The sequence below is a fragment of the Inquilinus sp. genome (assembly GCF_057815775.1).
Genome location: NZ_JBYRFX010000178.1, coordinates 1 through 12,569 on the forward strand (window position 1 = coordinate 1; position 12,569 = coordinate 12,569).

Genomic DNA, 12,569 nt, shown 5'->3' on the forward strand with positions numbered 1-12,569 from the left:
CGGGCCAGGGTGACCATGATCTCGTAGCCCTGGCGCTGGTGGAAGCTCTCCTCCTTGCACACCCGGATCATGGCGCGGGCATAGGGGCCGTAGGAGCAGCGGCACAGCGGGATCTGGTTCATGATCGCGGCGCCGTCGACCAGCCAGCCGATGGCGCCGATATCGGCCCAGGTCAGGGTCGGGTAGTTGAAGATCGAGGAGTATTTGGCCCGGCCGGACAGCAGCTGGTCGACCAGCTCCTCCCGCGCCGTGCCCAGCGTCTCCGCCGCGGCGTAGAGATACAGGCCGTGGCCGCACTCATCCTGCACCTTGGCCAGCAGCGCCGCCTTGCGCCGCAGCGACGGGGCACGGGTGATCCAGTTGCCCTCGGGCAGCATGCCGACGATCTCGGACTGGGCGTGCTGGGAGATCTGCCGCGTCAGCGTCTTGCGATAGGCCTCGGGCATCGAGTCATTCGGCTCGATCCGCTCCTCGGCATCGACCCGCTCCTGGAAGCGGACGGCGAGGGCTGCGTCCTCGACAGGACGGGGGGACGTATCGGCGGTGGCATTGAGGGCCTGCGTGTACATGGCGTCCAGCATCCTCCCTGATCTTGAGGAGATCATATGTCACAGAATAAAGTGCGGTCAATATTTTTCGTAACATATCGTAGGTTGGGTTCGCTCTCTTGCGAACCCAACAGTGGTCCTTGTCGCGGGATGTTGGGTTCGCAAACGCGAACCCAACCTACGCCGATGGGGCCGAGCGTCCTTACCGGAACCGGGCCTGCAGCTCCGGGCCGGGCGGGGGCAGGGGGCCGGATTCGGTCTGGCCATGGGTGTCGAGCCAGCGTTCGGAGGCCGGCAGCAGCCGGTGGTACAGGTCGGCGCACAGGGCGCGGGCGGCGGCGCCGGGCCAGTCCGGCGGCAGCAAATCAGCCGGCAGGATCGGGTCGCGCAGGATGATGCGGCGCCAGTCATGGATCAGCAGGATGCGGGCGATGAAGCTGTCCAGGTCGGACAGGGCACCGCCCGTCGCCAGCGCCGCCTGCAGTGGCTCGAACGCCGTCCGGAAGCGGTGATAGGCGGCGGCGGTCTCGTCCAGCTTCCAGCTCAGTGCCGCCAGCCGGCGGCCGGTCTCGGCATCGGCCGTGGCGTCCAGGCGCAGCGCATCGGCCGCTTCAGGCGGGATCGGCGTGCCGGCCGGTGCCACCCAGACGCCGGGGGCAGCGGTGCCGAAGCCGGCCTGCTGCAGCGCTGACCGCGCCGCATCCCGCTCCACCCCTGTGCCCAACAGCACCAGTTCGAAGCCGCGCCCTGGGGCCGGCGGATGGGCGTTGTAGATGTGCTGCGTCGCCGACCGGAACGTCTCCCGGCCCTTGTCGCCCAGGCGGTAGAAGCTGTTGCGACCGACCCGGCTGCGTTCCAGCCAGCCATCGGCCGCCAGCCGCGACATCGCCGTGCGCACCACGCCGTCGCCGATGTCGATCGCATGCAGGAAGGCGGACAGCGTGCCCAGCCACAGCGACCCGCCGCGCGGCACGATGGCATCGCCATAGACGGTGATGATGATCGACCAGGTCCGCGACGGCTCGGTCTTCAGGGTCTGCAGGATTCGGCGCAAGGCGGTGCGGGGCATGGCGCTAGGAATAGCGGCAATCCCGCTCGGCGCAAATGGTGGCGGGCGGCCCGGCGCCTAGGCCACGCAGATGCCGGGAATGGCGACCTTCTGGAACAGATGGGGGGAGGCGACGGCCGAGGCGGGATAGGCCGAGAGCCTCGCCCGGAACTCCGGATGGGTGAAGGCGGCCCGGAAATCGGCCGTCGTCTCCCACACGGCGTGGTTGAGATAGGTCGGGCTGTCGCCGAGGGCACGGTGGAGCTGGGCCGAAATGAAGCCCGGCTGCCGCTTCATGAACGCCGCATCGTCCGTCCAGGCCTTGAGGAAAATCTCCTCATCCGCCGGGTCGAGCGTAAAGACGTTCACGAGGATGACGGGGGCGGCGTCGATGGCGATCTGCCGCTCGATCGGGAAGGCAGGGTCCAGGGGGCGTATCTGCGGCATGGCATGCTCCGTTCGATATGGTTAGATGATGTCGATATGGTGCCATGGATACGTAGTAAATTGACATCATGATGTCAAATAAATCGTATGGTGACGAATGAGCGAGCCGACGCGAACCCCTGCCGGAACGGCCGTGACGGACCTGATCCTCGATCTGTTCAGGCTGAACAGCCGCATGCTCGCCGCGGGCGACCGGCTGGTCGCGCCCCTCGGCCTGACCAGCGCCCGCTGGCAGATTCTCGCGGCCGTCCTCCTGGCAGACCGGCCGCAGCCGGTCGCGTGGCTGGCGCGCGACATGGAGGCCAACCGGCAGAACGTCCAGCGCATCGTCAACGATCTGGCGGCCGACGGGCTGGTGGCGTTCGAGCCCAACCCGCATCACCGGCGGGCACAGCTCGTGGTGCTGACGGACAAGGGGCAGCAGATATTCGACGCCGCCATGCGCCTGCAGGCGCCCTGGGTCAACGCGCTGGCGGATGGCATTCCGGTCGAGGACATCGAAACGACGCGCCGGGTCATGTCGGCGCTGCGCGTCAAACTGGAGCAAAGTGGAGACGGTGAAGAGCCGGCCTGACCGCCGGCACCCGGTTCAGGCGGTCTCGACCTGCTTGCGGGTCTTGCGGCCGGGTGGCTGCACCGCCGCCACGGCGTTCGCGGCGCCGGACAGCACCATCTCGGTGGCCAGTTTGGCGTAGTCGGCGCGGCTCAGCCCCTTGCCCTCGCGGAACCACAGATAGTGCCAGTTCAGCATGCCGAACAGCGACATGGTCAACGGCATCAGCAGCGTGCGGTCCTGCGCCGCCTGCGGCACCGCCTGGGCCAGCACGTTTGAGAAGATCCGCACCAGCGTGCGCTCCATCTCCTTCAGCCGTTCCTGCTTGTCGGCCGGCAGCAGCTTCAGGCTTGTGATCTGCACTTGGTGCTCGGCATCGGCGTCGCGATAGGATTCGAGCAGGGCGGCGACGATGGCGTGCAGCCGGTCGCGGGCGCTCTGCGTCTCCGCCGCCGCTTCCTCCACCGCCGCGATCAGCGTCGCCAGATGGTCCGACAGGATGTCGAACAGCACCGCTTCCTTGTCGCGGTAATAATGATACAGCAGGGCCTTCGACATGCCGCAGGCCTCGGCGATCATGGTGATCGACGCGCCGGTGAAGCCGTGCCGCGCGAACAGCTCCGCCGTCCGGTGCAGGATCGCCTGTCGCTTCTCGTCGTAATCATGGGCGCGGGTGCGGGCCATGATCTCCATTCCGTTCGCTATTCATCCCGGCCCAGCGTCGGAGCATCGGCCGTGGAGATCAAGAATTCTCTGATCGGTCGGTCAATGAATCTTCGCCGCAGGCCGGCGGTCCGGCTTTTGGCGCAGCACTGGTGCGGTGGTGGATTGCCGGCGGTCGGCGCTGGGCCGGCAGCCGAACTGGGCGCGGTAGCGGCGCGAGAAGTATTCGGGCGAGGGGAAGCCGCAGGAAAAGGCGATCTCGGTGACGCTCAGCTCGGTCTGCTGCAGCAGCTGGTGCGCCTTGGCCATGCGCAGCAGCGTGTACTGGCTTTGCACCGATCGCCCGAGCTCCGCTTTGAACCGCCGTTCCAGCTGGCGCAGCGACAGGCCGGCGCGGCCGGCGATCGCGCCGCAGGGCAGGGGCTCGTCGATGCTGTCACGCATGATCGCCAGCGCCTGCGCCACCGCCGGGTCGGGGGTGTGCCGCGCCGCCTCGCCCAGCATGGTCTGCTCGGTCTCCGGCGCGCGGATTCGGCCGAGCAGCAGGTGCTCGGCGACCTCGCCGGCCAGCCCGGCATCGCCGTGTCGGCCGATCCAGGCGGCCATCATGTCGAGGATCGCCGCGGCGCCGGCGCAGGTGATGCGGTCGCCGGAAAAGGCATAGAGCTGCGGCACGGCGCGCACCGCAGGATAGCGCTCCTGGAACCCGGTCAGGTTGTCCCAGTGGATCGCCGCGACATGGCCGTCCAGCAGCCCGGCCTCGGCCAGGGCCTGGCTGCCGTTCTCGATGCCGCCGATCTCGACGCCGAAGCGGGCGAGGCGGCGCAGCCGCTGCAGCACCGGCCGGTGCCGGGCGGCGGTCGAGGATTCGAAGCTGGCCAGGGCGAAGATCGTCCGGCAGTCCTCCGCGGCCTCCAAATCGCCGTCGACCGGGGTGACGGCGCCGTTGCTGGCCCGCACCGGCTTGCCGTCGGCCGAAACCACGGTCCAGGCGAACAGCCGCTCCTGCGCCAGCCAGTTGGCGACGAACAGCGGCTCGATCGCCGCGGCGAGGCCGAGGGCCGAGAACTCCGGCAGGATCAGGAAGGCCAGCCTGTGCATCGCTCCAGCATGCCACCACTGGCCTGTACGAGATGGACAAAAATCGACATCGGCATAGCGAGATAGGACAGGTCGGGTCCCGCGGCTTCACCCATTCTCCGGTCAACGCCAAGCCAGCGGGTCCCCGGCGAAGACCGGGCCCGGACAAGGAGAACACGATGGGCATCACCGAACCCGTGTGGAGCGCGGCCGACCAGGCTGCCGGATTTTCCCTCCCCGCCCCGTTCTTCTACGATGAAGCGATCTATCGGGAAGAACGCGAGAAGATCTTCCTGAAGTCCTGGCACCTGGTCGGCCATCTCAACGATTTCCGTGAGACCGGCGACGTGGTGATGGAGACGGTCCTCGACCAGAGCGTGATCGTGATGAGGGCGGCCGACGGCCAGATCCGCGGCTTCCACAATGTCTGCCAGCACCGCGGCAACCGCCTGGTCGAAACCCGGCGCAGCAAGGCCCGGGCGATCACCTGCGGCTACCACGCCTGGACCTATGGCCTCGACGGTGCCCTGCGCGGGGCGCCGCGCACGGAATGCCTGACCAATTTCGACAAGGCCAATCACGGGCTGAAGCCGGTGCGGGTCGAGGTCTTCGCCTCCTTCGTCTTCGTCAATCTCGACCCCGCGGCCCAGCCGATCGCCGAGATGGCGCCGGGCGCCGAGGCCGAGGCCCGGCGCTTCCTGCCCGATCTCGACCGGCTGGTGCTGATCGAGGAGGTCGACGTGCCGGTGGCGGCCAACTGGAAAGTGATCCAGGAGAATTCGATCGAGGGCTATCACTTCACCTATTCCGGCCCGGTGCATCGCGAACTGGCCCAGCTGATCGATTTCGACGGCTATGAGCTGACACCGCGCGGCGACTGGTGGACCTATATCGGCCCGCCGAAGCAGAACGTCACCGAGGCCTATGGCGTGCCGCTGGAAGGCGCGACCTGGCAGACCGACTGGTTCTTCAACCTCGGGCTGTGGCCGAACGCGACGATCTACGCCTTCCCCTATTCCGACGTGGTCGGCACCTTCATCATGATCCCGACCGGGCCGGAGACCTCGATCCTGCGCTTCGGCTATTACGGCCCGGAAGGCCGCGCGCTGCCGGAGGTGACCAAGGCCTGCATCCGCTGGATGAACCAGGATCTCGGGCCGGAGGACATCCAGCTCAACATCTCGAACCAGAAGGGGCTGCGGTCGATGGGCTTCACCCATGGCCGCTACATCATCGGCGAGACGCCGGACAATCGCAGCGAGCACCTGGTGCGCCACTTCCACCGGCTGTGCCACCAGGCGATCCGCCCCGAAGCCGCCTGACGAGAACCCCGGCGATGGCCACCACCAAGCGATATGACTACGTCATCGTCGGTGCCGGCTCGGCCGGCTGCGTCCTGGCGGCGCGGCTGACCGAGGACCCGGCGGTCAGGGTGCTGCTGCTCGAGGCCGGCCCGGCCGACCGCAGCTGGCAGATCCACATGCCGGCCGCGATCGGCAACCTGCTGTCCTCCGACCGGTTCAACTGGAACTACGTGTCGGACCCGGAGCCGTATCTCGACGGCCGCCGGCTGACCCATCCGCGCGGCCGCGTGCTGGGCGGATCGTCCTCGATCAACGGCATGGTCTATATTCGCGGCCATGCCCGCGACTACGATGCCTGGGCGCAGATCGGGCTGCGCGGCTGGGGCTATGCCGACGTGCTGCCCTATTTCAAGCGGGCGGAGCGGCACAGCCTGGGCGGCGATGCCTATCATGGCGGCGACGGGCCGCTGTCGGTGTTCGCGCCGGATCCCGGCGCCTCGCCGCTGACCGCGGCCTTCCTCCGGGCGGGGCAGCAGGCCGGCTATGGCCTGACCGACGACGTCAATGGCGAGCGCCAGGAAGGTTTCGGCCGGATCGACCGCACCACCGGCGGCGGCCGGCGCTGGAGTGCGGCGCGGGCCTATCTGACACCGGCGCGGGACCGTCCGAACCTCACCGTGCTGACCGGCGCCCTGGTCCGTCGCATCGTCCTCGACCGCGGCCGGGCCGTCGGCGTCGATTATGTGCACCGGGACCAGGTGAACATGGCCAGGGCCGAGGCCGAGGTGATCCTGTCCGGCGGGGCGATCAACTCGCCGCAGATCCTGCAGCTGTCCGGCATCGGCGCGGCGCAGGAGCTGAAGGCGCTGGGCATCCGGCCGGAGGTCGATCTGCCCGGTGTCGGCGCCAACCTGAACGACCACCCTGATATCGTCATCCAGCACCACAGCCTGCAGCCGGTGTCGCTGTACGGGGTCAATCGCGGCGCCCGCAAGCTGATGACCGGGCTGCGCTGGTTCGCCGGCAAGTCCGGGCCGGCGGCGTCCAACCATTTCGAGGCCGGCGGCTTCATCCGCAGCCGGCAGGGGATCGAACACCCCGATCTGCAGCTGACCTTCATGCCGATCGCGATCAAGCCCGGCACGGTCGAGGATGTCGGCGGCCATTCCTTCCAGGTGCATATCGACCTGATGCGGCCACAGAGCCTGGGGTCTGTGAAGATCCGCTCGGCCGACCCGGCCGCGCCGCCGGCGATCCGCTTCAACTACCTGAAGGAGGCGCAGGACCGCATCGACCTGCGCAACTCCGTCCGGCTGACCCGCGAGATCCTGGCCCAGCCGGCGCTGGCGCCCTATCGCGGCGACGAGATCTATCCCGGCCCGGATGTGCGGACCGATGACGAGATCGACGCCTATCTCCGCCAGGGGATCGAGACCTGCTACCACCCGGTCGGCACCTGCCGCATGGGGCAGGGCGTCGGCGCCGTGGTCAACGAACAGTGCCGGGTCCATGGCGTGGCCGGCCTGCGCGTGGTCGACGCCTCGGTGATGCCGGCGATCGTCAGCGGCAACACCAACGCGCCGACCATCATGATCGCGGAAAAGGTCAGCGACCTGATCCGCGGCCGGACGCCGCTGGCGCGCGACGATGCGCCGGTCTGGATCCACCCCGCCTGGGAACTCGCCCAGCGTTGAGCAAGGAGGTCCCGTCGATGACGGCATTGCTGCACACCGCCGCCGCGCCCGTGCCCGCGGCGCACACCGAGGCCCGGGTGGATCTGGCCGCCGCCTTCCGCTGGTTCGCCCGGCTCGGCATGCATGAATCCATCGCCAACCACATGAGCGCCGCGGTCTCCGAAGACGGGTCGCGTTTCCTGATCAACCCGTGCCGGCTGCACTTCTCGCGGGTCACCGCCGGCAGCCTGCTGCTGCTCGACGCGCACGACCCGACCACGCTGGACAAGCCGGACGCGCCGGATCCCACCGCCTGGTACCTGCACGCCCGGCTGCATGCGCGGCTGCCGCATGCCCGCTGCGTCATGCACCTGCATTCGAAATACGCCACCGCTTTGGCCAGCCTGGCCGACAGCACGATGCACCCGATCGACATGAACACGGCCCGCTTCTTCGGCCGGGTGGCGGTCGATGACGGTTTCGCCGGCATGGCTTTGTCGGATGAGGAGGGCGACCGCCAGGCCGCGCTGATGACCGAAGGCAAGACAGTACTGCTGATGGCCAACCACGGCGTGCTGGTGATCGGCGCCACCGTCGCGGACGCCTTCGACGAGCTGTACTATTTCGAACGCGCGGCCGAGACGCTGATCACCTGCTACGGCACCGGCCAGCCCCTGCGTGTGCTGCCGGACGACGTCGCCCGGCTGACCGAACAGCAATGGCGCGGCTACATCAGCTTCGCCGCCGACCACCTCGACAACGTCAAGGAGATCCTGGACGAGGAGGAGCCGGCGTACCGCAGTTGATCGTTCAGTTCGTCGATGCGTCGCCGTGCCAGGGGGCCGTCTTCCCGAGCGTATCCGCCATGACGGCGCCCCGCCGGCCCATCGGTTTGTCGCCGCCCACGGTGCTGTCGCGGGCCGTCTGGTGCTCGGCTTCCGCGTTCAGCTCGGCGCCGATCAGGAAGACGACGGTCGACAGCCAGATCCAGGTGAGGAAGGCGACGACGGCCCCGAGCGAACCATAGGTCGCGTCGTAGCTGCCGAACCGTGCGACGTACCAGGAGAACAGCATCGATCCGCCGATCCAGATCAGGGCCGCGACCGTGCTGCCCCAGCTGATCCATTGCCAGCGGGCATGCCGGCGGCTCGGGCCGAACCGGTACAGCAGCGACAGCCCGACGATCGTCAGCAGCAGAAGGGCAGGCCAGCGCAGCAGCCAGACCAGGGTGCCGGCGACCGATTCCAGACCGACGAAGGCCAGGACGATCGGAACGACGATGACGCCGACCAGGGCCAGGACGACGAACACCAGGGCCAGCAGGGTGAACAGCAGCGAGACGGCGTTGAGCCGGAAGAAGCTGCGCTTCTCGGTCTCGCCATAGACGACGTTCAGCGCATCGAACAAGGCCTTCACCCCGGCATTCGCACTCCACAGCGAGATGGCGAGGCTGGTGAAGAAGACGATGCCCAGGGCCTGGCTGGGCTGGCTGGTGATGCGGTGCAGCTGGTCCCCGATCAGCTGCAACCCGCCACTGGGCAGGATGAAGGCGAGGTTGCCGATATTCTGCTCGACGGTCACCGGATCGGCCAGGAAGCCATAGAGCGACACGATCACGCCGATCGCGGGAAACAGGGCCAGAAGAGCGTAGTAGGCGACGCCAGCGGCGAGGGCGAAGACGCGATCGTCGCCGATCTCGGTCCAGACTCGCCACAGGATGTCCTGCCATCCACGCCGTGGAATCTCGACCGGCGACTCCGCGTCGCGGCCATGCCCGTCTTCCGTCAGCGGCGGCGTGGTCATCGGGCTTCCCAACCGGTTCGGTTCGAGCTCACATGCCGAACGGCACGGAGCGCCCGGGCGTTCCTTCCGATGGATGTTTGGCTAGCGGCCGGGCCGAACCTCAATGGCGCGGCTACGGCCGGTTCGCCGCCGACTCCGTCGGCAACGTCGAGGCCATCCTGGACGCGACGGGAGCCGACCTCTCGGGGTGAGGGGGCCCAGTGCCATTTTTACTTGTCATCCTCGGGCTTGACCCGAGGATCCCGGGGCTTTCAAGAACAGCTCTTGGTGGCCCCTGGATTGCCGGGTCAAGCCCGGCAATGACAATAAAATAAAACTTGAAGCCTGATCCAGCGCTCTAAACCGGAATCGCCACGCTGTTCTTGATCTCGCGCAGGGCGAAGTTCGAGCTGATGTGCTGCACCGCAGGGCTGGTGAACACCACCTCCTTCAGGAACTTCTCATAGTCCAGCGGGCTGCGGGTCACGATCCGCAGGATGTAGTCGGCCGAGCCGGTCATCGAATAGAACTCCAGCACCTCCGGCCGGTCGGCGATGGTCTTCTCGAAGGCCGCGATCTGCTCGCCATCATGCTTGGCCAGGGTGACATGGGCGAAGGCGGTCTCGCCGAAGCCCAGCTTGGCCGGGTCGACCCGGGCGACGTAGTCCTTGATCACACCGCGCTCCTCCAGCGCCTTCAGCCGCCGCCAGGTCGGCGAGGTCGACAGGCCGATGGCGTCGGCTAGCTCCTGCACGCTCTGCCGGGCATTGCGCTGCAGCGCCGCCAGGATGGCGCGCTCGAACCGGTCCAGCTCTTCGCCCTCTCCAGGCATAAAATCACTCCATTCGGCCATCTGAAGGTAGAATATACCCAGCATTGCCCGTTTCCCAACCGCCTTCGGCAAAACTTTTCCCTGAGGCGGGCGCATCCTTTTCCCAGGAGATGCGCCCTGCGCGTCGGGTCAGAAGCCTTCGAAGGACGACACCGTGACCGCTCTCGCCTTCCAGCCCCGTCCCACCGCCAATCACGTCATGCTGGCGAACACGCCGGATCCCGGCTTCGACTGGCGCCGCGTCGCCCATCTGCTGCACGTCTCGCGCGCCCTCGATGCGCTGGAGGAGACGGTGCTGGTGCCGCAGAAGAAGGTGCTTTACCAGTTTTCCGCCCGCGGCCACGACCTGGCGCAGATCCTGCTGGGCACGCGGCTGACCGATCCGAAGGACGCGATCTGCGGCTATTACCGGTCGCGGCCGATCCTGCTGACCCTCGGCGTCGATTTGGCCGACGCGCTCGGGTCGTCCATGGCGCGCGACCAGGGCTATTCCGCCGGCCGCGACATTGGCGTGGTGTTCAACCACCCCAACCTCTCCGGCCCGTCGGCGCTGCCGATGTGCGGTGGTGTCGGCACCCAGTACACCCCGACCACCGGCTGGGCCCAGGCGATCGAATACGGCCGCACCGTGCTGCACGATCCGGCCTGCGACCGCGCCATCGGCGTCGCCCTGGGCGGCGACGCCTCGGTCGCCACCAACGGCTTCTGGTCGGCGCTGACCATCGCCACCACCCAGCACCTGCCGGTGCTGTTCTATATCGAGGACAATGGCTACGGCATCTCGGTGCCGTCCCAGTTCCAGACCCCCGGCGGCAACATCGCCGCCAACCTCGCCAGCTTCCGCGGCCTGCACATCCTGGCCGGCGACGGCACTGACCCGGCCGAGGCCGCCCGGCTGGTCGATGCCGCCGTCGCCCATGTCCGCGACAGCCGCGGCCCCTGCCTGCTGCGGCTCAAGGTGCCGCGGCTGGAGGGCCACAGCTTCCAGGACACCCAGACCTACAAGTCCGAGGCGGTGGTGGCGGCGGAATGGGCCCGCGACCCGCTGCCGAAGCTGAAGGATTTTTTGGTTCCGGCGGTGCTGGACCCGGCCGAATGGAATGCGCTGGCGGCCGAGGCGGAAGCTTCGGTGCAGGCGGCTCGCGTGCAGGCCGAGGCCCGGCCGGTGGCCGACGCGGCCACGGTGACCCGTCACGTCTTTTCCGACGACCAGAAACAGATCATGGGCGGCCTGCGCGGCCAGGGCATCGTTCCCGCGGCCGGGCACGAGGCACCGCAGCCGGAGGGGCCGCGGATCAACATGGTCACCGCCATCCGCCGCACCCTGGACCATGAACTGTCGGCCAATCCGCGCATGCTGGTGCTCGGCGAGGACATCGGGCCGAAGGGCGGCGTCCATGCGGTCACCCTGGGGCTGCAGGCGAAGCACGGCGCCGACCGGGTGATGGACACCAGCCTGTCGGAGGAGGGCATTGTCGGCCGCTCCGTCGGTCTCGCTCTTGCCGGGCTGCTGCCGGTGCCGGAGATCCAGTTCCGCAAATACGCCGACCCGGCGATGGAGCAGATCAACGATTGCGGCACGCTGCGCTGGCGCACCAACAACCGCTTCGCCGCGCCGATGGTGCTGCGCATGCCGGTCGGATTCTTCAAATGCGGCGACCCCTGGCACAGCCAGACCAACGAGGTGCAGTTCGTGCACGCGCCGGGTTGGAAGGTGGCGGTGCCGTCCAACGCCGAGGACGCGGTCGGGCTGCTGCGGGCGGCTTTGCGCGGCGACGACCCGGTGATGTTCCTGGAACACCGCGCCATGCTCGACGCCGTCTGGGCCCGCCGGCCCTATCCCGGCGACGACTATGTGTTGCCCTTCGGCCGGGCCCGGACCACGATGGCGGGCCGCGACCTGACCATCGTCACCTGGGGCGCCATGGTCGAACGGGCGGAGGAGGCGGCGCGCCGCAGCGGCCGGTCGGTCGAGGTGATCGACCTGCGCACGCTGATGCCATGGGACAGCGCGGCCGTCCTGGCCTCGATCGCCCGCACCCGCCGCTGCCTGATCGTGCATGAGGATCTTCGCACCGGCGGTTTCGGCGCCGAGATCGCGGCGGTGGTGGCGGAGGAGGCGTTCATGGACCTCGACGCCCCGGTGGCGCGGCTGACCATGCCGGACATTCCCAGCCCGCATAATCCGGCGCTGCTCGACGCCGCGGTGCCCTCGGTCGACCGCATCCGCGACCGGATCCTCGAGTTGGTCGGGTTCTGACATGGCCGACACGATCGAGATCACCGGCACCGATGTCCTGGCGCCGATCCAGCAGGAGGGCACCAAGGCGGCGGTGCGCAGCTGGTTCGCCGCGGTCGGCGATGCCGTGCGCGAGGGCGACCCGCTGGTCGAGCTGGAAACCGACAAGGTCGCGGTCGAGGTGCCGGCGCCCTGCTCCGGCGTGCTGGCCGAAATCCTGATCCCGGCCGACCAGGATGCGACGCCGGGCGCCGTGCTGGGGCGGATCGTGCCAGTGGGCGAAGCGCAATCTTTCTCAGTCCCCCCTCCCCTTGCGGGAGGGGGGCAGGGGGAGGGGTCTGCGCGCGCCCGCGCGCGAATGGACGAGGCTGTCCCCGCAAACGCCGGCTCGGACGGTGAG

13 protein-coding genes are annotated in these 12,569 nt (G+C 68.3%); 6 read left to right on the top strand and 7 right to left on the bottom strand.

The window, feature by feature from the left end; genetic code table 11:
- From paaA to AC3XYG_RS06305, 3 genes are all read right to left on the bottom strand, one after another.
- On the bottom strand, positions 1-569 hold a 569-nt coding region (gene paaA / locus AC3XYG_RS06295; RefSeq protein ID WP_489138957.1), incomplete at its 3' end, for a 1,2-phenylacetyl-CoA epoxidase subunit PaaA.
- Between the two features lie 181 nt (positions 570-750).
- On the bottom strand, positions 751-1,617 hold the full coding sequence (gene paaX / locus AC3XYG_RS06300; protein ID WP_489138958.1) for a phenylacetic acid degradation operon negative regulatory protein PaaX: 867 nt from the start codon (positions 1,615-1,617) through the stop codon (positions 751-753).
- A gap of 57 nt (positions 1,618-1,674) precedes the next feature.
- Entirely contained in the window at positions 1,675-2,043 is a 369-nt protein-coding gene (locus tag AC3XYG_RS06305) for an antibiotic biosynthesis monooxygenase family protein (RefSeq protein ID WP_489138959.1), read from the bottom strand.
- Positions 2,044-2,176: 133 nt separating this feature from the next.
- On the opposite strand from AC3XYG_RS06305, the gene AC3XYG_RS06310 reads away from it, so the two are divergent.
- A complete protein-coding gene (locus AC3XYG_RS06310) occupies positions 2,177-2,617 on the top strand; it encodes a MarR family winged helix-turn-helix transcriptional regulator (RefSeq protein ID WP_489138960.1) in 441 nt (146 codons plus the stop codon).
- A gap of 15 nt (positions 2,618-2,632) precedes the next feature.
- Here the strand turns inward: AC3XYG_RS06310 and AC3XYG_RS06315 are convergent, their stop codons facing one another.
- Positions 2,633-3,280: a TetR/AcrR family transcriptional regulator gene (locus AC3XYG_RS06315; RefSeq protein ID WP_489138961.1), complete on the bottom strand. Its 648-nt coding sequence runs from the start codon at positions 3,278-3,280 to the stop codon at positions 2,633-2,635.
- An 81-nt stretch (positions 3,281-3,361) separates the two neighbouring features.
- A complete protein-coding gene (locus tag AC3XYG_RS06320; protein ID WP_489138962.1) occupies positions 3,362-4,360 on the bottom strand; it encodes a GlxA family transcriptional regulator in 999 nt (332 codons plus the stop codon).
- 158 nt (positions 4,361-4,518) lie between these two features.
- Between AC3XYG_RS06320 and AC3XYG_RS06325 the strand changes: the two genes are divergently transcribed.
- Genes AC3XYG_RS06325 through AC3XYG_RS06335 form a run of 3 tightly spaced genes read left to right on the top strand, consistent with a single transcriptional unit; the run spans position 4,519 to position 8,122 of the window.
- Complete coding sequence (locus AC3XYG_RS06325; protein WP_489138963.1) at positions 4,519-5,661, top strand: aromatic ring-hydroxylating oxygenase subunit alpha; 1,143 nt, start codon at positions 4,519-4,521, stop codon at positions 5,659-5,661.
- Positions 5,662-5,675: 14 nt separating this feature from the next.
- Positions 5,676-7,337, top strand: a complete 1,662-nt coding sequence (locus AC3XYG_RS06330; RefSeq protein WP_489138964.1) for a choline dehydrogenase — start codon at positions 5,676-5,678, stop codon at positions 7,335-7,337.
- Between the two features lie 17 nt (positions 7,338-7,354).
- Positions 7,355-8,122: a class II aldolase/adducin family protein gene (locus AC3XYG_RS06335; RefSeq protein WP_489138965.1), complete on the top strand. Its 768-nt coding sequence runs from the start codon at positions 7,355-7,357 to the stop codon at positions 8,120-8,122.
- A 4-nt stretch (positions 8,123-8,126) separates the two neighbouring features.
- On the opposite strand, the gene AC3XYG_RS06340 is transcribed toward AC3XYG_RS06335, so the two are convergent.
- Entirely contained in the window at positions 8,127-9,119 is a 993-nt protein-coding gene (locus AC3XYG_RS06340) for a YihY/virulence factor BrkB family protein (protein ID WP_489138966.1), read from the bottom strand.
- A 337-nt stretch (positions 9,120-9,456) separates the two neighbouring features.
- Positions 9,457-9,930 carry an Lrp/AsnC family transcriptional regulator gene (locus tag AC3XYG_RS06345; protein WP_489138967.1) on the bottom strand — a complete coding sequence of 158 codons (474 nt, stop codon included), beginning with the start codon at positions 9,928-9,930 and terminating at the stop codon, positions 9,457-9,459.
- A gap of 154 nt (positions 9,931-10,084) precedes the next feature.
- Between AC3XYG_RS06345 and AC3XYG_RS06350 the strand changes: the two genes are divergently transcribed.
- Positions 10,085-12,190 (top strand): alpha-ketoacid dehydrogenase subunit alpha/beta, encoded by a 2,106-nt coding sequence (locus tag AC3XYG_RS06350; RefSeq protein ID WP_489138968.1) that lies wholly within the window; start codon positions 10,085-10,087, stop codon positions 12,188-12,190.
- Position 12,191: 1 nt separating this feature from the next.
- Positions 12,192-12,569: lipoyl domain-containing protein (locus AC3XYG_RS06355; protein ID WP_489138969.1), on the top strand; the 378-nt coding region annotated here is incomplete at its 3' end.

What these genes read in the sequence shown, in the direction of transcription:
- paaX (WP_489138958.1), bottom strand. Translation starts at nt 1,617, where the DNA reads ATGCCCCGCACCGCCTTGCGCCGAATCCTGCAGACCCTGAAGACCGAG.
- AC3XYG_RS06305 (WP_489138959.1), bottom strand. Translation starts at nt 2,043, where the DNA reads ATGCCGCAGATACGCCCCCTGGACCCTGCCTTCCCGATCGAGCGGCAG.
- AC3XYG_RS06315 (WP_489138961.1), bottom strand. Translation starts at nt 3,280, where the DNA reads ATGGCCCGCACCCGCGCCCATGATTACGACGAGAAGCGACAGGCGATC.
- AC3XYG_RS06320 (WP_489138962.1), bottom strand. Translation starts at nt 4,360, where the DNA reads ATGCACAGGCTGGCCTTCCTGATCCTGCCGGAGTTCTCGGCCCTCGGC.
- AC3XYG_RS06325 (WP_489138963.1), top strand. Translation starts at nt 4,519, where the DNA reads ATGGGCATCACCGAACCCGTGTGGAGCGCGGCCGACCAGGCTGCCGGA.
- AC3XYG_RS06330 (WP_489138964.1), top strand. Translation starts at nt 5,676, where the DNA reads ATGGCCACCACCAAGCGATATGACTACGTCATCGTCGGTGCCGGCTCG.
- AC3XYG_RS06335 (WP_489138965.1), top strand. Translation starts at nt 7,355, where the DNA reads ATGACGGCATTGCTGCACACCGCCGCCGCGCCCGTGCCCGCGGCGCAC.
- AC3XYG_RS06340 (WP_489138966.1), bottom strand. Translation starts at nt 9,119, where the DNA reads ATGACCACGCCGCCGCTGACGGAAGACGGGCATGGCCGCGACGCGGAG.
- AC3XYG_RS06345 (WP_489138967.1), bottom strand. Translation starts at nt 9,930, where the DNA reads ATGCCTGGAGAGGGCGAAGAGCTGGACCGGTTCGAGCGCGCCATCCTG.